We start from the raw sequence: 21,663 nt of genomic DNA on the forward strand, positions 1-21,663 counted from the left end.
TGGAACCGGATACATCGATGGCAAATCGAGACGAGCTGGTGATTATCAGGGGAGCGCGGTCAGGAGACGCCGCAGCCCAGTTAGCGCTGGGCAAGCTCTACCTTTTTGGCGGGGCCAGCCTGCCACGGAACATGCCGACAGCCTTGCATTGGCTATGCCGCGCCGCGACCCAGGGCGTGGAGGAAGCCTGGCAACTGATTGGCGCCAACATCCCCTTCGAAGTCGCGCAGCCTGCGCGGGCCCAGGCATTGCAGTGGTTCGTGCGCGCCGCGCAGGAAGGTATCCCGGCGGCGGTGCGCGTGCTGGCGCAACTGCGACGCGTCGATCCATCGCCGCCAGCCGCGACGGGCCAGCCGCGCCAGGCCGCCGCGCCAGCGATGCCGCGCGCGGTGCCGGGCCGCGAGGTGCCGTCCAGTGTGCCCGATGCCTGGCGCGCGCTGGAGGCCGAGCCGGATGCCGACCAGGACGAGCTGCTGCGCTTGCGTACCATGGCAGCCCAGGGCGGCGACCGCGATGCCCAGTTGGCGTTGGGCCTGCACCTGGCCCGCATGAACAGCGAGGGCGACCGGGTCGAGTCCAGCAGCGGCACAGTCAACTTCAAGCGCGCCCTGCGCTGGCTGGCCCAGGCCGGCGAGCAAGGGCTGGCCGATGCCTGGTTTGCCATGTCGCGCATCTATATCCGCCCCGAGTTCTCCCAGCGCAGCGCGAGCGAGGCGCAGGCCTGCCTGGAACGGGCGGCGGACATGGGGCATAGCGGGGCGCAGCTGGAATGCGGCATCCATGCCTGGCGCGCGCGCCGTGGCGCCGAGGACAATGATGTGCGGGCCGTGTTCTGGCTGCAAAAGGCGGCAGCCCAGGGCAGCGCCGAGGCGCAGCAGGCACTGGACCGGATCGCGCCGCCGCCACCGCCGGCAGGCTGGGCCGATCCGCTGTTGCCCTTGCTGACGCGTGAAATCCTTAGCAGCCAGCCATTGCTGGCGGCGCGCATCGAGCTGGCGGCCCTGTTCCGCCTGACGCGCGCCGAAGCTTTGCTATTGGACGTGAAGGCGGCCGACCAGGGGCATTGCCTGGTGGTCGATATTCGCGCCAGTTATGGCCGCAGCAAGCGCCGCCTGGTGCTGGTGCGCACCGCGGCGGAGCGGCAGAAGCTGGACCGCATCGTGCGCCTGTTCGAGCAGGTGGATGCGGATATGGAAGGAAATTACCGGCAGCGGCTGTACCGGCTCAAGAGCTGGTTGGGCGCCGACATGATGGCGGCTGCTTGAGAACCGGTAAACCTGGGTCAGACCCCAGGGTCTGACCCAGGTTTACCGGTTTCAGATCGTGATCTCGCCTTCGAAGACGGTCACGGCCGGCCCGGTCAGGTAAACTGGCTGGCCCTCGCCCGCCCACGCAATCGACAATTGCCCGCCGCGTGCGTCAACCCGCACCGGCGAATCGAGCAAGCCGCGACGAATGCCTGCCACCACCGCCGCGCAAGCGCCGGTGCCGCAAGCCAGCGTCTCGCCGGCGCCGCGCTCGAATACGCGCAGCTTGACGTGTTGGCGGTTCACCAGCTGCATGAAGCCGGCATTCACCCGCTTGGGGAAGCGCAGATGGTGCTCGATCAGCGGCCCCACCAGCTCCACCGGCGCGCTGTCGACGTCAGCCACCACCTGCACCGCGTGCGGGTTCCCCATCGACACCACCGACACCTGCACCGCTTCGCGCTGGCCGCCCAGTTCGAGCACCAGCGGCCACAGGGTTTCGCGGCCTTCCGGCTGGCCCTGCAAGCCCTCCGCATCGAACGGCACTTGGGCCGGATCGAGCACAGGGGCGCCCATGTCAACCGTGATGCTGCCGTCATCCTCCAGGCGCGGTTCGATGATGCCGGCCAGCGTTTCCACCCTGATCTTGCGTGCCGCGGTCAGGCCTTTTTCGACCACGAACTTGACGAAGGCGCGCGAACCATTGCCGCACTGTTCCACCTCGCCGCCGTCATTGTTGAAGATGCGGTAGCGGAAATCGCAACCCGGCACGCTCGACTTTTCCACCACCAGCATCTGGTCCGCACCGACGCCGAACCGGCGGTCGGCCAGTGCTTGCCACTGGGCGGGGCTGAAATCGATTTTCTGGTTAATGGCGTCGATGACCACGAAGTCATTGCCTGCGCCGTGCATCTTGGTGAATTTGAGTTTCATTTTTTCTTTGAATAGAAAGAAGGCTGGCCATCCGGGCGGGTCTTGAAACGCTTGTGGGTCCAGAAGTATTCGGCCGGCGCTTCCTTGACGCGTTCTTCGATAAATTCATTCATGCGGCGCGTTGCCGCGACCATGTCGGGCCCTGGGTAATTCTCCCACACCGGATAGAACTTCACACGGTAGCCTTCGTAATTGGGCAGGAAAGTGGCGATCACCGGCATCACCTGGCCGCCGGTTGCCGCGGCGATGCGCGCAGTAGCGGTCAAGGTCGCGGCGGGTACGCCGAAGAAGGGCACGAATTCCGCATCCTTGTCGCCAAAGTCCATGTCCGGCAGCATGAAGTAAGGCAGCTTTTCCTTCAGCGCGCGCAGGATGGGCTTGATGCCGTCCTGGCGCGTGAACAGCCTGACCGGCTTGAAACGCGCGCGGCCGGCGCGCAACACTTCATCGAAGACCTTGTTTTTTTGCGCGACGTACATCGACGATGCCGACGCTTCCATGGCGATCGAGGCGCCGCCCACGTCCAGGCAAACGAAATGCGGGCAGAGCAGGATGGTCGGCTTTTCCGTCATCTCGGCAACCGGAACCTTGCCGGGCGCCATGCCGTCGCTGGTTTCCACCTTGATCAGCCTGCGCAGGCGCTGTTCGGAGGCCCACCACAGGATCGAGCGTTCCAGCACGCTGCGCGAATACGCCTGGAAGTGCTGGCGCGCGATGCCACGCCGCTGTTCCTCCGTCAATTCCGGCATGGTCAGGCGCAGGTTGGTCAGCGCGATCTCGCGGCGCGGTCCCATCACGATAAACAGCAGGTTGCCAACGGCCTTGCCGATGCGGCCCAGCACCGGCAGCGGCAACCAGTGCAGCAACCACATCATCCCCAGCAGGAGCCTCATGCCGATGCCTCCTGCGCCGCGGCGCCCGGACCGGTCACGCCGGCCGGCACTTTGTAGCGGTTATAGCTCCAGTAGTACTGGGCCGGACAACGCGCGATCAGCTTCTCCATTTCAGCGTTGATGGCGCGCGCCTGGGCGGCGGAATCGCCTTCCAGCGAGCCCTCGAACGGCACGAAACGCACCACGTAGCCCTTGCCGCCCGGCAGGCGTTCGGCGTAGACGATCAGGATCACGGCATCGCCCAGCTGCGCCATCTTGGCCGGCAAGGTCATGGTGTAGGCAGTGCGGCCGAAGAAATCGGCCCACACGCCTTCGCCTTCCTGCGGCACCTGGTCGGGCAGCAGGCCGATCGGCTGGCCTTTCTTCAGGAACTTGGCCAGCATGCGCACGCCGCCCATGTTCGCAGGCGCCAGCAACAGGTTCTTGCGGGCGCGGGCGCCCTCGATCAGCGGCTTCATCGCTTCCTTGCGGGGCGGACGGTACATCACCATCAGCTCGGTGCGGTGGGCGATTTCCTGCGCGGTGATCTCAAAACAGCCCAGGTGCGGGGTCAGGAAGACAATGCCCTTGCCGGCATCGAGGTATTGCTGCACCAGGCCCCAGTTTTCGACGGTGGCGCGGTCGGTCACGCGCTGCGGGTCGGCGCACCAGATGAACGGCAGTTCGGCAATGGCCTTGCCCGCTTCCCCCACGGCGCTGCCCAGGTGTTCGCCGAACCCGGCCTGTTTCATATTGGCGCGCATGCGGCGCCGGTAGGAAGGGGAGAGCAGGTAGACCAGCCAGCCGAGACCCACGCCCAGGGCATGCAGGATTGGCAGGGGGAAGATGGAGAAGAAGCGAAATATTCTTAACAGCATTTCTTAATTTATAAGAGCATTTTTACGTTGCTCTGCACAAAAATTTTTTAAGAAGCGTAAAATACCACGTTGCAGTAGCCGCTGAGTTAACAGACAACTTGCGAGGCGGGATACAAACTTCGCTAAAGCGTCGCAAGCTTTATTGGTTTTGCGACAATGTTATTTAGAACCAAAGCTAGGAGCTTGCGATGTCCAACGATTTCCTGTTTACCTCTGAATCCGTCTCTGAAGGCCACCCGGACAAGGTAGCCGACCAGATTTCCGACGCGATTCTGGATGCCATCCTGACCCAGGACCCACGTGCCCGCGTTGCCGCGGAAACCCTGTGCAATACCGGCCTGGTGGTGCTGGCAGGTGAAATCACCACCCACGCCAACGTGGATTATATTCAAGTAGCCCGCGATACCATCAAGCGCATCGGCTACGACAACACCGAATACGGTATCGACTACAAGGGCTGCGCCGTGCTGGTTGCTTACGACAAGCAATCGCCCGACATCGCCCAGGGCGTCGATGAAGGTGCAGGCATCGACCTGGACCAGGGCGCCGGCGACCAGGGCCTGATGTTCGGCTACGCCTGCGATGAAACCCCGGAACTGATGCCAGCGCCGATCTACTACTCGCACCGCCTGGTCGAGCGCCAATCGCAGCTGCGCAAGGACGGCCGCCTGCCATGGCTGCGTCCTGATGCGAAATCGCAGGTCACCCTGCGCTACGTCGACGGCCGCCCGGTCTCCGTGGATACCGTCGTGCTGTCGACCCAGCACGCGCCTGAACTGAGCCACAAGCAGATCGAAGAAGCGGTGATCGAAGAGATCATCCGCCCGGTGCTGCCGACCGAATGGATCAAGGACACCAAGTTCCTGGTCAACCCGACCGGCCGTTTCGTCATCGGCGGCCCGCAGGGCGACTGCGGCCTGACCGGCCGCAAGATCATCGTCGACACCTACGGCGGCGCAGCCCCGCACGGCGGCGGCGCGTTCTCCGGCAAGGACCCATCGAAAGTCGACCGTTCCGCAGCCTACGCTGCGCGTTACGTAGCCAAGAACGTGGTGGCCGCGGGCCTGGCGCGCCAGTGCCAGGTGCAGGTGTCGTACGCGATCGGCGTGGCACGCCCGATCAACATCACCGTGTACACCGAAGGCACCGGCGTGATCTCCGACGAGAAGATCGCACAACTGGTGCAGGAACACTTCGACCTGCGCCCGAAAGGCATCGTGCAGATGCTGGACCTGCTGCGCCCGATCTACACCAAGACCGCCGCTTACGGACACTTCGGCCGCGAAGAGCCGGAGTTCAGCTGGGAGCGCACCGACAAGGCCGCGATCCTGCGCGCCGCTGCGGGCCTCTAAACCGGCAAACCGGCCGGATGGCCGTCCCGTCTGACCCGCAGGGTCAGACACCCCGGCCAGCGACCGCCGCGTATCAGGTGTCTGACCCCTTGGGTCAGACACCGGTTTACCGGTTCGGGCTCGCACAGTGTTACAATCTACCCCCTCCGAGGAGCGCTGCGACCAGCAAGCCTGGCCAGGCTCGGAACATCAACACCGCGCTCACGTTACTTTTTTCAACACACTGAAAGGAGGGCGTGATGAACGCCGTACTCAAAGACTCCCAAGACTACATCATCGCTGACATCGGCCTGGCCGCTTGGGGCGAAAAAGAGATCAAGATCGCCGAAACGGAAATGCCAGGCCTGATGGCAATCCGCGAGGAATTCGCCGCTGCGCAGCCGCTGAAAGGCGCGCGCATCACCGGCTCGCTGCACATGACCATCCAGACCGCAGTGCTGATCCGCACCCTTGAAGCACTGGGCGCGCAAGTACGCTGGGCCTCCTGCAACATCTACTCGACCCAGGACCACGCCGCCGCCGCCATCGCATCGGCAGGCACCCCGGTCTTCGCAGTCAAAGGTGAAACCCTGGCCGACTACTGGGACTACACCCACCGCATCTTCGAATGGCCAGGTGAAGGCGTGTACTCCAACATGATCCTGGACGACGGCGGCGACGCAACCCTGCTGCTGCACCTGGGCGCGCGCGCTGAAAAAGACATCTCCGTACTGAACAACCCAGGCTCGGAAGAAGAAATCTGCCTGTTCAACTCCATCAGGGCCCACCTGGCCAAGGACGCGACCTGGTACTCCAAGCGCCTGCCGCACATCCTCGGCGTGACCGAAGAAACCACCACCGGCGTGCACCGCCTGTACCAGATGCACAAGGAAGGCAAGCTGGCCTTCCCGGCCATCAACGTGAACGACTCCGTCACCAAGTCCAAGTTCGACAACCTGTACGGCTGCCGCGAATCCCTGGTGGACGGCATCAAGCGCGCCACCGACGTGATGGTGGCCGGCAAGATCGCCGTCATCGCCGGCTACGGCGACGTGGGCAAGGGTTCCGCGCAAGCCATGCGCGCGCTGTCGGCGCAAGTGTGGGTGACCGAGATCGACCCGATCTGCGCCCTGCAGGCCGCGATGGAAGGCTACCGCGTGGTGACCATGGATTACGCCGCCGAACACGGCGACATCTTCGTGACCTGCACCGGCAACTACCACATCCTGACCGAGCAGCACATGCTGAAGATGAAGGACCAGGCCATCGTCTGCAACATCGGCCACTTCGACAACGAGATCGATGTCGCCTCCCTGAAGAAATACCAGTGGGAGAACATCAAGCCGCAGGTGGACCACGTGATCTTCCCTGACGGTAAGCGCATCATCCTGCTGGCGGAAGGCCGCCTGGTGAACCTGGGCTGCGGCACCGGCCACCCTTCGTACGTGATGTCGTCCTCGTTCGCCAACCAGACCATCGCCCAGATCGAGCTGTTCGCCAACACCAAGGCTTACCCGGTCGGCGTGTACACCCTGCCGAAGCACCTGGACGAGAAGGTCGCGCGCCTGCAGCTGAAGAAGCTGAACGCGCAGCTGACCACCCTGACCGAAGAGCAGGCAGCGTATATCAACGTCAAGGTCGAAGGCCCTTACAAGCCTGAGCACTACCGCTACTAAAACCGGTAAAGCGGCGGGAACTGACCCTAGGTCCAGCTCCCGTCCTCTACTGCAAATCAGGCGACTGCCGCGTATCAGGTGTCTGACCCTGCGGGGCGGACACCGGTTTACCGGTTCTAAAGAAGCGAGATGAAATCATGCGTTTGGTCCTCACCTGGATAATCAATGCCGCCGCGCTGTTCGCGGTGCCTTACCTCATGCATTCCGTCAGTGTCACAAGCATTGGCGCCGCTTTGGTTGCTGCCCTCCTGCTTGGCCTGGTCAACACCCTGGTGCGCCCGCTGCTGCTGTTGCTGACATTGCCCGTCACGGTGCTGTCGCTCGGCCTGTTCATCTTCGTCATCAACGGCTTCATGTTCTGGCTGGTGGCGAAAGTGGTGGACGGCTTCCACGTCGACAGCTTTGGCTATGCCATCCTCGCAGCGCTCCTGTACAGCGTGATTTCCTGGGCCTTGTCTACCCTCCTGTTGAAAGACAATGATGGCTAACCATAATTTCAGTATCGAATTCTTCCCGCCGAAAACGGCGGAAGGGACGGAGAAGCTGCGCCTCGTGCGCGCCAAACTGTCCGAGCTGCATCCCAAATATTTTTCCGTGACCTTCGGCGCCGGCGGTTCGACCCAGCAAGGCACCCTGGACACCGTGCTCGAGATCATGTCGGCCGGCGAAGAAGCAGCACCGCACCTGTCCTGCATCGGCGGCACGCGCGAATCGATCCGCGCCATCCTGCAGCAGTACAAAGCGCACGGCATCAAGCGCCTGGTGGCGCTGCGCGGCGACTTGCCTTCCGGCTACGGCATGGCGGGCGAGTTCCGCTACGCCAATGAGCTGGTGGAATTCGTGCGCGCCGAAACGGGCGACTGGTTCCATATCGAAGTGGCGGCCTATCCGGAAGTTCACCCGCAGGCACGCTCGCCGCAGGACGATATGCAGGCTTTCGTGCGCAAGGTGAATGCCGGTGCCAATGCCGCGATCACCCAGTACTTCTATAACGCCGATGCATACTTCCATTTCGTCGACGCGGCGCAGAAGGCGGGCGTGAACGTGCCTATCGTGGCCGGCATCATGCCGATCACGAATTACACGCAGCTGATGCGCTTCTCGGATATGTGCGGTGCGGAGATTCCGCGCTGGGTGCGCTTGAAGCTGGCATCGTTCGGCGACGATTCGGCTTCGATCAAGGCGTTTGGCCTGGACGTGGTCAGCGCGCTGTGCGAAAGACTGCTGGCTGGCGGTGCGCCGGGCCTGCATTTCTATTCGATGAACCAGGCCGTCGCCACGACGGCACTATGGAACCGGCTGGTCTGAAACCGGTAAACCAGTGTCAGACCCACAGGGTCCGACACTTGGCCCGCAGCCGTCGCAGGCCGGGTGCCTGACCCTGTGGGTCAGGCACAGGTCTTCCGGTTCTAGTCTTCGGTAATGATGCGGTCCAGCGCCACATCGTGTCCGTCGCTGCCGAATTCGGCGGCGAGGCAACGATAGGCCACCCCCACAGTAGCCGGGCGCGGTTCGCGCGCCAGCGTGCGGTCGTAGAAACCGCCGCCATACCCCAGGCGGTAGCCTTGCGCGTTATAGCCCAGGCAAGGCACCAATAAAGCCGGCGGATACTCTTCCACCAGGCGCAGCTTGGCCGGCACGGCCACTCCCATCGGGTCCTTCACCATCGGTTCGCCAATGGTCCACTCGGCGAATGCCAGCGGGGCATGCTTTTCCAGCACCACCGGCAGCAGCAGTTTCACGCCCAGTTGCGCCAGCTCCGCATAACAGGCATGCAAGTTTGGCTCGTCGCGCAAGGGCCAGTACACGCCCACCGATCCCACACCGGATTCACGCCACCACTGGACCACCTTCGCACCAATTTCCTGGTCCCATTGCGCACGCATTTCCGGCGCCAGCGCACGGCGTGCCGCCAGCATTTTCTTGCGCAGGTCCGCCTTGCCGGATGCTGGCTGGCCGTCGGGGTTGCGTGGTATCCTAGTTGGGCTGGTCATATCGTGAATTACCTTGAGAGTCGTACATTGATTTCCACCTCGAAATGGATAGCCGGCGCACTGATGGTCGCAGCATGCGCCGCCTCGCCACTGGCCTTGGCGCAGGATAACGCAAGCGACAGCCGCAAGGAAGACGATGCCTTCCTCCTGCTGCGTGATTCGGTACGGCGCGACGACGCCGCCAAGGCGGAGTTTTACGCCGCACGTCTTGCCGATTATTCGATTCCTTCCTACGTCGATTATTACCGCCTGAAGGCCCGCTTCAAGGAAGCGACCGATCCGGAAGTGCGCGCCTTCCTGAGCAAATACCAGGGCAGCGCGATCGCAGACCGCATGCGCAACGACTGGCTGCTGGAACTGGGCCGCAAGCGCGAGTGGGCCACTTTTGACGAACAGTTCCCGCAGTTCGTGCTGCAGGACGACACCCAGGTCAAATGCTACAACCTGCTGTCGCGCCTTTCCAAAGGCCAGAACGTCGCCGCCGATGCGCGCGCGCTGCTGGTCTATCCGCCTTACTACGGCGAAGGATGCGGTGCGCTGATCGCAGCGCTGGCGCAGACCGGACAATTCACCGAGGATGACTTGTGGGTGCAGGTGCGCCTGGCCGGCGAAACCAATGCCACGGGCCCTGCCAAGCGCACCGTGATCCTGCTGAACGGCTCCGACAAGAAGATGGGCCAGGCAGTCGACCTGCCGACGCTGGCGTTGGCCAAAGGCGCCGGCAGCACACGTGCCGACCACGAAACCTTCCTGGTCGCAGTGGGCCGCGGCGCCCGCACCAGCATGAACCTGGCGCGCATGGCGCTGGAAAAGAACTCGCCGCACCTGACACCGCAGGAGCGCGCGATCGGCTGGGCCAACCTGGCGCTGGTATCGTCCTACTCGTTCTCGCCCGACACGGCTGGCTACTGGGCCAAGTCGGCCGGCGCCCCGCTGTCGCTGGACCAGATGCAATGGAAGACCCGCATCGCCCTGCGTGAGCGCGACTGGAAAACGGTGAAGGCCACCATCGCCGCCATGCCGCCGCAACTGCGCAAGGACCCGACCTGGATCTACTGGAACGCGCGCGCCCTTGCCGCCGAAGCAGGCAGCAACACGCCGGAAGTGCTGGCGGCCTACCGCAGCATCGCCGACCAGTCCAGCTACTACGGCATCCTGGCCGGGGAAGAGCTGGGCCAGCTGGTCACCATCCCGCCGCCGGGCGCGGCCCCGACGCCGGCCGAAATGGCCGCCATCGCCGCCAACCCGGGCCTGCAGCGCGCGCTCAAGTTCTTCGAAATGCGCCTGCGCTTCGAAGGCACGCGCGAGTGGAACTGGGAGACGCGCCGCCTGAACGAGCGCGAGCTGATCGCCGCTGCCGAATTCGCGCGCGAAAAGCATGTGCTGGACCGCATGGTGTACACCTCCGAAAAGACCCGCGTGCAGGCCGACTACACGCACCGCTATCCGGTTCCGCATGACGACATCATGCAGCCGACCACCAGCACCCTGGGCTTGGACCGCGCCTGGGTATATGGCCTGATCCGCCAGGAATCGCGCTTCGTGATGGATGCGCAATCCTCGGTCGGCGCCTCGGGCCTGATGCAGGTGATGCCGTCGACCGGCCGCTGGGTGGCGCGCAAGATCGGGCTGACCGATTTCGTGCAGGGCATGCTGACCGACGTGAAGACCAATATCCTGCTGGGCGCGAACTACCTGAACATGGTCCTTGGCAGCATGGATGGCTCGCAGGTGCTGGCTACCGCCGCCTATAACGCCGGGCCGGGACGTCTGCGCTCCTGGCGCACGCAGCTGGCCAAGCCGATGGACAGCACCATTTTCATTGAATCGATCCCGTTCTCGGAAACGCGCGGCTACGTGAAAAATGTGATGGTCAACGCCACGTACTATGCGGCGCTGTTCGACGGCCGCCCGCAATCGCTGAAAGCGCGCCTGGGTGGCACCGTCACGCCAAAGGGTTACACCGAGCAGGAACAACAGGAAGCCGCCTACGGCGGCCGTTAAACCAGAGCAGAGGAACCATGCAGACCACAGAACTCGACCCGAAACTTGCCGAAACCCTGGCCGCGGCGCGCGAACCCGGCCTGACCCTGGTCATCGGCAACAAGAACTATTCCTCCTGGTCGATGCGCCCGTGGGTTGCGATGAAAGCCTTCAATATCCCGTTCACCGAAGTGCGCGTGCTGCTCGACCAGCCCGACACATCCAACAATATCGCCAGGTACAGCGCCAGTGGCCGCGTGCCGGTGCTGCTGGCCGGCGACATGGCGATCTGGGACAGCCTGGCGATCTGCGAATACCTGGCCGAGCAATTCCCCGACAAGCCCATGTGGCCGCGCGACGTGGCCGCCCGTGCCCTGGCGCGCTCGGTCTGCGCCGAGATGCACAGCTCCTTCGGCAGCCTGCGCACCACGATGTCGATGAACATCAAGGGCAGCTACCCGGGCAAGGGACGCACCCCGGCCACCCAGGCCGACATTGGCCGCATCAGCGAGATGTGGGAAGAATGCCTGAGCCGCTTCGGCCACAACGAATTCCTGTTCGGCGAGTTCTCGATTGCCGACGCCTTCTTCGCGCCGGTCGTGTGCCGCTTCAAGACCTATGGCGTGGCGCTGCCGCCGGCGCTGGCCGCCTACTGCGAGCGCATGCGCAACCATCCTGCCGTCGACGCCTGGATCGCCGGCGCCCTGGCTGAAACCGAAACCGCGCCATTGCATGACGCGGAGATGCCGGACGATTGATGGCGATGAAGAGTTACGTGGTCGGCGGCGCGGTGCGCGATGAATTGCTTGGCTTGCCTGTCAAGGACCATGACCACGTGGTGGTTGGCGCTACCCCGGAAGACATGGTGAAGGCCGGCTTCCGTCCCGTAGGCAAGGATTTCCCGGTATTCCTGCACCCCGAAACGCAGGAGGAATATGCGCTGGCGCGCACCGAGCGCAAAACGGCGCCCGGCTACAAGGGCTTCGTTTTCCACACTTCCAGCGACGTGACGCTGGAAGAAGACCTGGTGCGCCGCGACCTGACCATCAACGCCATTGCACGCGGCGACGATGGCGTGCTGGTCGATCCCTACCACGGCCAGCGGGACATCAGGGACCGCATTTTCCGCCACGTGTCGGACGCCTTCGCCGAGGACCCCGTGCGCATCCTGCGCGTGGCGCGCTTTGCCGCGCGCTATCCCGACTTCCGCGTGGCGCCCGAAACCAACGCGCTGATGAAACGCATGGTCGAAGAGGGCGAGGTCGATGCACTGGTGCCCGAGCGCGTGTGGCAGGAGATCGCGCGCGGCCTGATGGAGCAGAAGCCTTCGCGCATGCTGCAGGTGCTGCGCGAGTGCGGAGCCCTGTCGCACATCCTTCCGGAAGTCGACGACGGCCACGCTGTGGCGCCTGTGATCGATCGCGCCGCCGCGCAAGGCCATGAGCTGCCGGTGCGTTTTGCTGCGCTGACGCTTGCGCTCGAGGTGGCGCAGGTCGAGCAGGCCAGCAAGCGCCTGAAAGTGCCGACCGAATGCCGCGACCTGGCGGTGATGACCGCGCGCGACCGCGCGAGCGTGGGCCAGGCGCAGGCGCTGGACGCCGCAGCACTGGTCAGCCTGTTCGAACGCTGCGACGGCTTCCGCAAGCCGGCGCGCTTCATGCAGATGGTGCTTGCAGCCGAATGCGCGAATGCGGGCGGGACTTCGCCGTCGCCGCAGCGCGGGCTGGTGGCCAGGGCGCTCGATGCAGCGCGCGCAGTCAACGCCGGCGAGATCGCGCAGCGCTCGGCGGCGGCACCGCAACAGATTCCCGAGCTGGTGCGCGCGGCGCGCGTGCAAGCGGTACATGCAGCGATCGGCGCGGAGGGGCGCAACGATGACCAGCCTTAACTTCTTCCGCAATCCCTTGCGCGGCCTGTTCGGCGGCACGGACCGGCCGACCGTGCCGGTCAAGGAACTGCGCGAGCGCGACCGGCGCCGCATGCTCAAGCACTTCCTCGCGCTGGAGCATCGCGACCGCCTGCTGCGCTTCGGCTCCCCCATCAACGACGAGCAGGTCACGCGCTACGTCAACAGCATCGACTTCGATCGCGACCTGGTGTTCGGCGTCTACAACCGCGTCTTCAAGCTGGTGGCGGTCGGTCACCTGGCCTTCAACGATCGCGACGAAGACAAGCACAAGGCCACCGAGAAGGACCAGGTGGCGGAATTCGGCGTATCGGTCTCCAAGTCAGCGCGCGGCCTTGGCATCGGCTCCAAGCTGTTCGAGCGCGCCAACATGGCCTGCCGCAACAACGACGTCGACACCCTGTACATGCACTGCCTGTCCTCCAACGCCACGATGATCCACATCGCCAAGAAGGCCGGCATGGAAATCCACCGCGACTATGGCGAAGCGGATGCCTATCTCAAGCTCGGTCCGGCCGACCCGGCCAGCGTGCTGCAGGAAGCGATGGAAGAACAGCTCGCGTCGCTCGACTACGCCCTGAAAGCCAACGTCCGTGCGGCCAGCAAACTGCTCGACAAGATCCCTGGAGTAAAATCGGACGAAAAGTAGAGGAGGCTTCATGCCGTTCGCCCTGCGCAGCATTGCTTTAGCCGTAACCATGGCCGCACCGCTGGCGCAGGCGGCGGGCGCGCCGCTGACCTTCTGCTACGAAGATATCCCGCAGGCGCCGTGGACCATGCCGGATGGCACGGGCCTGAATATCGAGTTGCTGAAACGCGCAGCCAGGATCACCGGCGACCATGTCAACTTCGTTCCCCGCCCGTGGAAACGCTGTGAAGAAGAGACTCGTACCGGCGTGATCGACGCCATGGTCGGCCCTTCCGACAACCCGCGCCGGCGCGCCTACAGCCGGCCGCCGACCAAGACCGACGGCTCGCAGGACCCCGAGCGCGCCATGTATCGTGACCACGTCGATGTGTACCTGCGCGTCGACAGCGGCGCAAGCTGGGATGGCAAGACCCTGGTAAATCCGCGCAAACTGGTGGTGGCGCAGCGCGGCTACTACATCGTGGACATGCTGCAGGCGAGCGGCCAGACCGTGATTGACACGCCCAAGACCGCGGAGGAGGGCTTGCGGCTGCTGGCTGCCGGCAGTGCCGACGTCGCCGTGCTGATGGGGCGCGATGCGGAAAACCTGCTGAAAGAAGACCCGCGCTACCATGGCCGCGTGGTGCTGGCAAAACAGCCTTTCGCTAATTTCGATTTCCACCTGATGGTGGGCCGCAAAGCCTATGACAAGGACCCCAAGCGCTTTGAGTCGCTCTGGAACGCCATCGCGAAAGTGCGTTCTACGGCTGACTACCAGCGCCTGGAACAGTCGCTGGTCCGCCAGCACGAACACGATTGACGGCGGCACGCATGCCGTAAGCGAACAGCAGGCCGCTGGCGTACATCAGCACACCGTACAAGGCGCCCGGTATGGCATAAGCATCCTGCTTCAGGACGCTGCTGCCGATCACCATCGCCAGCGTGCCGTTCTGGATCGCGGTTTCGATACCGAGCGTCACGGATTGCTGGCGCGACAGGCGAGCCAGCCATGCCGCACCGAAGCCGCAGGCCAGCATGGTGACGTTGAGCGCGACCGCAAACGGCGCCAGGGTATGGAAATTATCGCGCAACATTGCCCAGTTCTTTGCCACGGCAGCGGCCACGATCAGGATGAACAGCACCGACGCAATCCTGGTACAGGCGCCCTCGATGCGCTGGCCCATGGCCGGCTTCAGGTGGCGCAGGAGCATGCCGATGGCAACCGGGAGGCCGAGCATCACAACCATCTGCTTCATCATGGCGCCAACCGGGGCCTCCACCCGCTGCCCGCTGCCTGCGAAGTATTCCAACGCGAAGGACACAATGAGCGGCAGCGTGAAAATGGTCAGCACGCTGGCCACGGCGGTGAAGCTGAGCGCCAGCGCCACGTCGCCGCGCGCGATGTAAGTCAGCAGGTTGGACGTGGTCCCGGTCGGGCAGGCAGCCAGGATCATGAAGCCGATCGCGAAGGCGCCGCCGATACCGGCCAACTGCAGCATGCCGAAGCAGGCCAGCGGCAGCAGCACGAAATGACACAGCACGCCCACCAGCAGCGCGCGTGGCTGCGTGACGATGCGCCTGAAATCGGCCGGCGTCAGGCCCAGGCCAAGGGAGAACATGATGAAGGCGAGTGCGGCGGGCAGCAGTACGGTCGAGACGATGTCTCCTTGCATGGCGTGTCTCCTGTTCCAGATTGGGTTTTTGCAGGGCGACCTATTTATATCATGCGTCGCGCACCGCGCCGCACCTCAGCCAGCCCGTCGTAGCACTTGCAATAGATCGACTAATACATGCTAGAATGCAGTTAAATGGACTGGGGGTTCCCGGTCGGCGTCTATGCCTCGGTGGGTTCACCGGGGCTTTTCGCTTTCTGGGGGCGGGAAAATCTTGAGTCCCCAATCTTCATATCCTGACCCAGCGTTTGTTCTACCACCGCTACAGAAGAACTTTTTCTTCAAGACTTCAAAAGCGCGATTTTCCTGTCCAGGCCGTACGACACTCAGACCTATTGGTCGGGCTACGAGGTCGGCTAGTTGTAATCCGGCAGAATTGACTTTCTTATCGGCGAACAGGATCTCGAACGGTAACGCAGTTGCGAGTCGATTCGCACCTGCGCAAATTCGTCGAAACTCCAATTCCAAATCGTTGTCCTCTTTCTTGCCTCGACACTCGACCAAAATATGCGTCGTTGCGCCGTCCTGTTTTTTTTCCAAGAGCAGCTGATACAACGTCTCAATACAGAAGCCTAAGGCGAGATGGTACGGATTTGGTGGCAAGCTATCGGTTGTCTGCAAACGCAGTTTATCGATCACACAGCTTATGAGTAATGAAATTGCTAGTGTCGATAATCCCAGTCAGATCCGCAATAAATTGCTGCTGGTGTTCCCTACTGCGAAAGAAGTTGAAGACACCGGTTTCCTTTCGTATTTCATGCTCCTGCAATACGACCAGGTCGTGACCGAAGTAATTGAACTTAAACTTCTCTAGAGCAGGGACAACCGTCTCGCTATAGTACCGTTTGTGAAAGACACAAAATGACAGTACGAAAACAGGGTAATTGGGATCTACGCTCGCCATGCCATGATCGCCGCTTTCATCGACATAGACGATATAGTCACTAAACCTGACTTTGCTTGCAGCGTCAGTTGTACCGGATTCCACTTCGAAAAGCGGGAACTGGGGCGAGGCTGCAGGCTCAGCTTTTGTCATGGCTTTAGACCAGCGGCAGTGCCGTGGTGTCCTTGATGCGCTGCAGGGCGAAGGACGATTTCACATCCAGCACTGCCGGGTGGCGCAGCAGCGTCGCCATCATGAAGCGCGAGAAGTGGTCCATGTCTTCCACGTGCACGCGCAGCAGGTAATCCATCTCGCCGGTCATGGCGTAGCAGGCCACCACTTCCGGCCACTGTTCGACCGCCACAGCGAAGTCGGCGCGCGGCGAAGTGCCGGTCGGGTTCACGCCCAGGGCGCGTGCGTTGCTGTGGGCGGCGGCGTCGCTGTGCTTCTCCAGGCGTACATTGACGTAGGCGAGCAGGCCAAGGCCGATCTTGTCCGGGTCCAGCAGCGCCACGTACTGGCGGATCACGCCTTCCTCTTCCAGGCGCTTGATGCGACGCAGGCAGGGGGAAGGGGAGAGGTTGACCTGCTCCGCGACATCCTGGTTGGACAGCCGGCCGTCCGTTTGCAAGATGGACAATATCTTGCGATCCGTTTTATCCAGCGCAATCTTGGTCATAAATTCCTCATTCAGTCGATGTTCTCGCAATATTATTGCTCAATCCGTCCAATGTTGGGAAATGTTTGCAATTAAATGTCGCATGCAGGGGACTATACTGTGCGCAATTCTAATAGGGAGACGCACCATGAAATTCACCCCCTGGGAAAACCCCATGCGCACCGACGGCTTCGAGTTCGTCGAGTTCGCGGCACCCGATCCCAAAGCCCTGGGCAAGCTGTTCGAAAACATGGGCTTCACCGCGATCGCCCGTCACCGCCACAAGGACGTGACCCTGTACCGCCAGGGCGACATCAACTTCATCATCAACGCCGAGCAGGATTCCTTCGCCCAGCGCTTCGCCCGCCAGCACGGCCCGTCCGTGTGCGCCATCGCGATCCGCGTGGACGATGCAGCCTTCGCGTACAAGCGCGCGCTGGAACTCGGCGCGTGGGGTTTTGACAACAAAACCGGCCCGATGGAGCTGAACATCCCCGCCATCAAGGGCGTGGGCGACTCCCTGCTGTACCTGGTGGACCGCTGGCGCGGCAAGAATTCGGCTGATGGCAAGCCGTCCGGCGCCATCGGCGACATCTCGATCTACGACGCGGACTTCGTGGCCATTCCGGGTGCCGAAGCCAACCCGGTCGGCAATGGCCTGACCTATATCGACCACCTGACCCACAATGTGCACCGTGGCCGCATGAAGGAATGGGCTGACTTCTACGAGCGCCTGTTCAACTTCCGCGAAGTGCGCTACTTCGACATCGAAGGCAAGCTGACCGGCCTGAAGTCGAAGGCCATGACTTCGCCTTGCGGCAAGATCCGTATTCCGATCAATGAATCGTCGGATGACAAGTCGCAGATTGCCGAGTACCTGAACGAGTACCACGGCGAAGGCATCCAGCACATCGCGCTGGGTACCGACGGCATTTACGACTCGGTGCAGGGCCTGCGCGACCAGGGCATCGTGTTCCAGGACACGATCGAGACCTACTATGAGCTGGTCAACCGCCGCCTGCCTAACCACGGCGAGAACGTGGAAGAATTGCGCCGCCTGCGCATCCTGATCGACGGCCATTCGAACGAAAACGAACGCGAACTGCTGCTGCAGATCTTCACCCAGAACGTGATTGGACCGATCTTCTTCGAGATTATCCAGCGCAAGGGCGACCAAGGCTTTGGCGAAGGCAACTTCCGCGCGCTGTTTGAATCGATTGAGCTGGATCAGATTCGACGTGGCGTGCTGGACGATCCTAACAAGACCGCCGCTTGAAACCGGTACCCCGGTGTCAGACCCGCAGGGTCAGACACCCGGCCAGCGGCCGCCGCGTATAGGTGTCAGACCCTATGGGTCTGACATCGGTTTACCGGTTTAAGAATTCCGGCAGCCCCGCAAACAAGAACGGGGCGCCGCTCACAACTTGAAGAAGTTTTTGGAGACACACCTGATGAACGCACCCGTCAAGAGCGGCGAGCTATCGCCTGCGCACGACATCACCCTCGACGACAAGTGGACCCTGGAGCGCGGCCGCGCCTTCATGACCGGCACGCAAGCCCTGATCCGCCTGCCGATGCTGCAACGTGAACGCGACCTGAAAGCCGGCCTGAACACCGCCGGCTACATCACCGGCTACCGCGGTTCGCCGGTCACCTCGGTCGACCAGACCGCGATGAAGGCCAAGAAGCACCTCGACGCGCATCACGTCAAGTTCCACCCCGGCATGAACGAAGACCTGGCGGCGACCGCCGTCTGGGGCACTCAGCAGACCAACCTGTTCGAAGACGCCAAGTACGACGGCGTGTTCTCCATGTGGTACGGCAAGGGCCCGGGCGTCGACCGCTGCGGCGACGTGTTCAAGCACGCCAACAACGCCGGCTCTTCCAAGCACGGCGGCGTGCTGGTGCTGGCCGGCGACGACCACGCCGCAAAATCGTCCTCCACCGCCCACCAGTCGGACCACATCCTGAACGCCTGCGGCATTCCTGTGCTGTATCCGTCGTCGGTGCAGGAATACATCGACTACGGCCTGCACGCCTGGGCCATGAGCCGCTACACCGGCCTGTGGGTATCGATGAAGTGCGTGACCGACATCATCGAGTCGGGCGCCGTGGTCGACTTCGACCCGGACCGCGTGCAGATCAAGATGCCGGAAGACTTCGAGCTGCCGCCGGGCGGCCTGAATATCCGCTGGCCGGACACCGTGCTGGACATGGAAGTCCGCATGAACAGCTATAAGTGGTACGCCGCGCTGGCCTACTGCCGCGCCAATAAGCTGAACAAGATCATCTGGGATGCGCCCAAGCCGAAGATCGGCATCATCACTGCCGGCAAGTCCTACCTCGACACCCGCCAGGCGCTGGCCGACCTGGGCATCGACGAGCAGGCCGCTGCCGACATCGGCATCCGCCTGTACAAGATCGGCATGACCTGGCCGCTGGAAGCGGACGGCGTGCACGAATTCGCCAAGGGCCTGGACGAGATCCTGGTGGTGGAAGAAAAGCGCCAGATCCTGGAATACGCGCTCAAGGAAGAGCTGTACAACCTGCCGGACGGCGAGCGCCCGCGCGTGGTCGGCAAGTTCGACGATACCGGCGAGTGGAGCAACAAGGGCAAGACCGGCCACGGCGACTGGCTGCTGCCTGCGACCTATGAGCTGAACCCGGCCCAGATCGCACGCGCCATCGCTTCCCGTATCGAGCACTATTGCAAGGACCACCCGGTAGCGGCCCGCGTGAAAGAGCGCATCGCCTTCCTGGAAGCCAAGGAAGCCGCGCTGAAGAACCTGCCGGCCAAGGCCAATCCGGAAACCGACCGCATTCCCTACTTCTGCTCCGGCTGCCCGCACAATTCCTCGACCAAGGTGCCGGAAGGTTCGCGCGCCATGGCGGGTATCGGCTGCCACTACATGGTGCTGTGGATGGACCGCGAAACGTCCACCTTCACCCATATGGGCGCGGAAGGCGTGACCTGGGTCGGCCAGGCGCCGTTCACCAATGAGAAGCACGTCTTCACCAACCTGGGCGACGGCACCTACTTCCACTCGGGCATCCTGGCGATCCGCGCTGCCGTGGCGGCGAAGGTGAACATCACCTACAAGATCCTGTACAACGACGCCGTGGCAATGACCGGCGGCCAGAACGTCGACGGCCCGCTGGACCCTGGCATGATCTCGCGCCAGATCGCGGCCGAAGGCGTGACCCCGATCATCGTCGTCACCGACGATCCCGAGAAATACCCGGACGACTACAACTGGGCGCCGGGCGTCACCGTGCGCCACCGCTCCGAGCTGATGGACGTGCAGAAGGAACTGCGCGACAAGCCGGGCGTGTCGGCCATGATCTACGACCAGACCTGCGCCTCCGAGAAGCGCCGCCGCCGCAAGAAAGGCGAATACCCGGACCCGGCCAAGCGCGCCGTGATCAACGAAGCCGTCTGCGAAGGCTGCGGCGACTGCTCCGTGCAGTCCAACTGCCTGTCCGTGGAGCCGCTGGAAACTGAACTGGGCCGCAAGCGCCAGATCAACCAGTCCAGCTGCAACAAGGACTTCTCCTGCGTGAACGGCTTCTGCCCGTCCTTCGTGACGGTGGAAGGCGGCGGCCTGAAAAAGCCGAAGAAAGCTGCGGCCGCGGGCGGCGGCGAAGTACCGGCCCTGCCATCGCCTGTACTGCCTTCGACCGCCAACCCGTACGGTATCCTGATCACCGGCATCGGCGGCACCGGCGTGGTGACCGTCGGCCAGATCCTGGCCGTGGCGGCACACGTTGAAGGCAAGGGCGCTATCGTGCTGGACATGTCCGGCCTGGCGCAGAAGGGCGGCCCTGTGATGTCGCACGTGCGCCTGGCCGACAAGCAGGCCGACCTGCATTCGACCCGTGTCGGTACCGGCAGCGCCAACCTGGTGATCGGCTGCGACCAGATCGTGACCGCGTCGAAAGACGCTCTGTCGCGCATGGGCGAAGGCCGCACTTACGCCGCCATCAACTCGACCGGCGCTACCACCGCAGCTTTCGTGAAGAACCCTGACTGGCAGTTCCCGGGCACTTCTTCGCAGGCAGAGATCAAGCGTGCCTGCGGCGAAGCCAACGTGGACTTCGTCGACGCCGGCAAGATCGCGACTGCGCTGATGGGCGACTCGATCGCCACCAATATGTTCATGCTGGGCTACTCCTTCCAGAAAGGCCATGTCCCGCTGTCGGAAGCTGCGCTGATGAAGGCGATCGAATTGAATGGCGTATCGGTGCCGTTCAACAAGGCAGCCTTCAACTGGGGCCGCTACTGCGCGCACGACACTGCCGCCGTGACCAAACTGGCCACCCCGGCAACCGTGATCGAATTCAAGCGCACCCAGACGCTGGAAGAGATCATCGCCAAGCGCGTGGAACTGCTGACCGCCTATCAGGACGCCGCGTACGCCAAGCAATACAGCGACTTCGTGGCGCAGGTACAGGCTGCGGAAGGCGCGCTGGGCTCGAAGAAGCTGACCGAAGCCGTGGCCCGCTACTTCTACAAGCTGATGGCCTACAAGGACGAGTACGAAGTGGCGCGCCTGCACAGCGACCCTGCCTTCCGTGAAAAGATCGCCAATATGTTCGAAGGCGACTACAAGGTGAAGTTCCACCTGGCGCCGCCGCTGTTTGCGAAGAAGGACAAGGAAGGCCACCTGGTCAAGCAGGAGTTCGGTCCGTGGATGCTGAAAGCCTTCGGCATCCTGGCCAAGTTAAAGGGCCTGCGCGGCTCCGCCCTCGACGTCTTCGGCTACACCGCGGAGCGCAAGATGGAACGCGCACTGATCGGCGAATACCGCAAGACGGTGGAAAGCCTGCTGGGCAAGTTGAATGCCGATAACCTGGCAACCGCAGTGGCCATCGCGCGCATCCCCGAAGACATCCGCGGCTACGGCCATGTCAAGGAGCGCCACCTGAAGGCGGCCAAGCAGAAGGAAGCATCGCTGCTGGCAGATTTCAACAAACCGGCCGTCGCAACCCACGCAGCCTGAT

At 63.0% G+C, this 21,663-nt stretch carries 20 protein-coding genes and 1 riboswitch; of the genes, 12 read left to right on the top strand and 8 right to left on the bottom strand.

Annotation, left to right across the window (positions count from 1 at the left end; all coding sequences use genetic code 11):
- Nucleotides 1–17 precede the first annotated feature (17 nt).
- On the top strand, nucleotides 18–1,265 hold the full coding sequence (locus ACN9M3_RS03360) for an SEL1-like repeat protein (RefSeq protein WP_426167553.1): 1,248 nt from the start codon (nucleotides 18–20) through the stop codon (nucleotides 1,263–1,265).
- A 51-nt stretch (nucleotides 1,266–1,316) separates the two neighbouring features.
- On the opposite strand, the gene dapF is transcribed toward ACN9M3_RS03360, so the two are convergent.
- Genes dapF through ACN9M3_RS03375 form a run of 3 tightly spaced genes read right to left on the bottom strand, consistent with a single transcriptional unit; the run spans nucleotide 1,317 to nucleotide 3,930 of the window.
- Nucleotides 1,317–2,180 (bottom strand): diaminopimelate epimerase, encoded by an 864-nt coding sequence (gene dapF, locus ACN9M3_RS03365; RefSeq protein ID WP_426167555.1) that lies wholly within the window; start codon nucleotides 2,178–2,180, stop codon nucleotides 1,317–1,319.
- Nucleotides 2,177–3,073, bottom strand: coding sequence for a lipid A biosynthesis acyltransferase (locus tag ACN9M3_RS03370; RefSeq protein WP_426167557.1), 897 nt, complete (start codon nucleotides 3,071–3,073; stop codon nucleotides 2,177–2,179). The genes dapF and ACN9M3_RS03370 overlap by 4 nt, the downstream gene beginning before the upstream one ends.
- Nucleotides 3,070–3,930, bottom strand: a complete 861-nt coding sequence (locus tag ACN9M3_RS03375) for a lysophospholipid acyltransferase family protein (protein ID WP_426167559.1) — start codon at nucleotides 3,928–3,930, stop codon at nucleotides 3,070–3,072. Before ACN9M3_RS03375 ends, ACN9M3_RS03370 begins: the two co-directional genes overlap by 4 nt.
- A 188-nt stretch (nucleotides 3,931–4,118) precedes the next feature.
- Between ACN9M3_RS03375 and metK the strand changes: the two genes are divergently transcribed.
- The 4 genes from metK to metF all read left to right on the top strand — a co-directional run bounded on the left by metK (nucleotide 4,119) and on the right by metF (nucleotide 8,245).
- Nucleotides 4,119–5,282, top strand: a complete 1,164-nt coding sequence (gene metK / locus ACN9M3_RS03380; protein WP_426167561.1) for a methionine adenosyltransferase — start codon at nucleotides 4,119–4,121, stop codon at nucleotides 5,280–5,282.
- A gap of 142 nt (nucleotides 5,283–5,424) precedes the next feature.
- A riboswitch (S-adenosyl-L-homocysteine riboswitch) is annotated at nucleotides 5,425–5,492 on the top strand.
- Between the two features lie 29 nt (nucleotides 5,493–5,521).
- Nucleotides 5,522–6,937 (top strand): adenosylhomocysteinase, encoded by a 1,416-nt coding sequence (ahcY, locus tag ACN9M3_RS03385; protein ID WP_426320538.1) that lies wholly within the window; start codon nucleotides 5,522–5,524, stop codon nucleotides 6,935–6,937.
- Nucleotides 6,938–7,074: 137 nt separating this feature from the next.
- Nucleotides 7,075–7,425: a phage holin family protein gene (locus ACN9M3_RS03390; RefSeq protein ID WP_426320540.1), complete on the top strand. Its 351-nt coding sequence runs from the start codon at nucleotides 7,075–7,077 to the stop codon at nucleotides 7,423–7,425.
- The gene (gene metF, locus ACN9M3_RS03395) at nucleotides 7,418–8,245 is read left to right on the top strand and encodes a methylenetetrahydrofolate reductase [NAD(P)H] (RefSeq protein WP_426323673.1); all 828 of its coding nucleotides are present in this window, start codon (nucleotides 7,418–7,420) and stop codon (nucleotides 8,243–8,245) included. Before ACN9M3_RS03390 ends, metF begins: the two co-directional genes overlap by 8 nt.
- A 101-nt stretch (nucleotides 8,246–8,346) precedes the next feature.
- On the opposite strand, the gene ACN9M3_RS03400 is transcribed toward metF, so the two are convergent.
- A complete protein-coding gene (locus tag ACN9M3_RS03400) occupies nucleotides 8,347–8,931 on the bottom strand; it encodes a 5-formyltetrahydrofolate cyclo-ligase (protein ID WP_426320542.1) in 585 nt (194 codons plus the stop codon).
- A 63-nt stretch (nucleotides 8,932–8,994) separates the two neighbouring features.
- Between ACN9M3_RS03400 and ACN9M3_RS03405 the strand changes: the two genes are divergently transcribed.
- From ACN9M3_RS03405 to ACN9M3_RS03425, 5 genes are read left to right on the top strand one after another with little or no spacing between them, the layout of a single operon-like run.
- Nucleotides 8,995–10,935, top strand: coding sequence for a transglycosylase SLT domain-containing protein (locus ACN9M3_RS03405; protein WP_426320544.1), 1,941 nt, complete (start codon nucleotides 8,995–8,997; stop codon nucleotides 10,933–10,935).
- Between the two features lie 17 nt (nucleotides 10,936–10,952).
- Nucleotides 10,953–11,672 (top strand): glutathione S-transferase family protein, encoded by a 720-nt coding sequence (locus ACN9M3_RS03410; protein ID WP_426167571.1) that lies wholly within the window; start codon nucleotides 10,953–10,955, stop codon nucleotides 11,670–11,672.
- Between the two features lie 5 nt (nucleotides 11,673–11,677).
- Complete coding sequence (locus ACN9M3_RS03415) at nucleotides 11,678–12,802, top strand: multifunctional CCA tRNA nucleotidyl transferase/2'3'-cyclic phosphodiesterase/2'nucleotidase/phosphatase (RefSeq protein ID WP_426323675.1); 1,125 nt, start codon at nucleotides 11,678–11,680, stop codon at nucleotides 12,800–12,802.
- A complete protein-coding gene (locus tag ACN9M3_RS03420; protein WP_426167573.1) occupies nucleotides 12,789–13,469 on the top strand; it encodes a GNAT family N-acetyltransferase in 681 nt (226 codons plus the stop codon). The genes ACN9M3_RS03415 and ACN9M3_RS03420 overlap by 14 nt, the downstream gene beginning before the upstream one ends.
- A 10-nt stretch (nucleotides 13,470–13,479) precedes the next feature.
- On the top strand, nucleotides 13,480–14,268 hold the full coding sequence (locus ACN9M3_RS03425) for a substrate-binding periplasmic protein (RefSeq protein WP_426320552.1): 789 nt from the start codon (nucleotides 13,480–13,482) through the stop codon (nucleotides 14,266–14,268).
- Here ACN9M3_RS03425 and ACN9M3_RS03430 read toward each other — a convergent pair.
- From ACN9M3_RS03430 to ACN9M3_RS03445, 4 genes are all read right to left on the bottom strand, one after another.
- Entirely contained in the window at nucleotides 14,210–15,121 is a 912-nt protein-coding gene (locus tag ACN9M3_RS03430) for a bile acid:sodium symporter family protein (protein WP_426320554.1), read from the bottom strand. The two genes, ACN9M3_RS03425 and ACN9M3_RS03430, sit on opposite strands and share 59 nt — an antisense overlap.
- 177 nt (nucleotides 15,122–15,298) lie before the next feature.
- Nucleotides 15,299–15,760, bottom strand: a complete 462-nt coding sequence (locus ACN9M3_RS03435; protein ID WP_426320556.1) for a DUF3800 domain-containing protein — start codon at nucleotides 15,758–15,760, stop codon at nucleotides 15,299–15,301.
- Nucleotides 15,750–16,157 (bottom strand): DUF3800 domain-containing protein, encoded by a 408-nt coding sequence (locus ACN9M3_RS03440; RefSeq protein WP_426320558.1) that lies wholly within the window; start codon nucleotides 16,155–16,157, stop codon nucleotides 15,750–15,752. The genes ACN9M3_RS03435 and ACN9M3_RS03440 overlap by 11 nt, the downstream gene beginning before the upstream one ends.
- Nucleotides 16,158–16,161: 4 nt before the next feature.
- A complete protein-coding gene (locus tag ACN9M3_RS03445) occupies nucleotides 16,162–16,683 on the bottom strand; it encodes an Lrp/AsnC family transcriptional regulator (protein WP_028103119.1) in 522 nt (173 codons plus the stop codon).
- A 127-nt stretch (nucleotides 16,684–16,810) separates the two neighbouring features.
- On the opposite strand from ACN9M3_RS03445, the gene hppD reads away from it, so the two are divergent.
- Both hppD and ACN9M3_RS03455 read left to right on the top strand, forming a co-directional pair.
- Nucleotides 16,811–17,938, top strand: coding sequence for a 4-hydroxyphenylpyruvate dioxygenase (gene hppD / locus ACN9M3_RS03450; RefSeq protein ID WP_426167580.1), 1,128 nt, complete (start codon nucleotides 16,811–16,813; stop codon nucleotides 17,936–17,938).
- Between the two features lie 175 nt (nucleotides 17,939–18,113).
- Nucleotides 18,114–21,662, top strand: coding sequence for an indolepyruvate ferredoxin oxidoreductase family protein (locus ACN9M3_RS03455; RefSeq protein ID WP_426320560.1), 3,549 nt, complete (start codon nucleotides 18,114–18,116; stop codon nucleotides 21,660–21,662).
- Nucleotide 21,663 lies beyond the last annotated feature (1 nt).

Origin of the sequence: Pseudoduganella sp. R-43, assembly GCF_049913255.1 — a bacterium.
Lineage (GTDB): Bacteria > Pseudomonadota > Gammaproteobacteria > Burkholderiales > Burkholderiaceae_D > Rugamonas.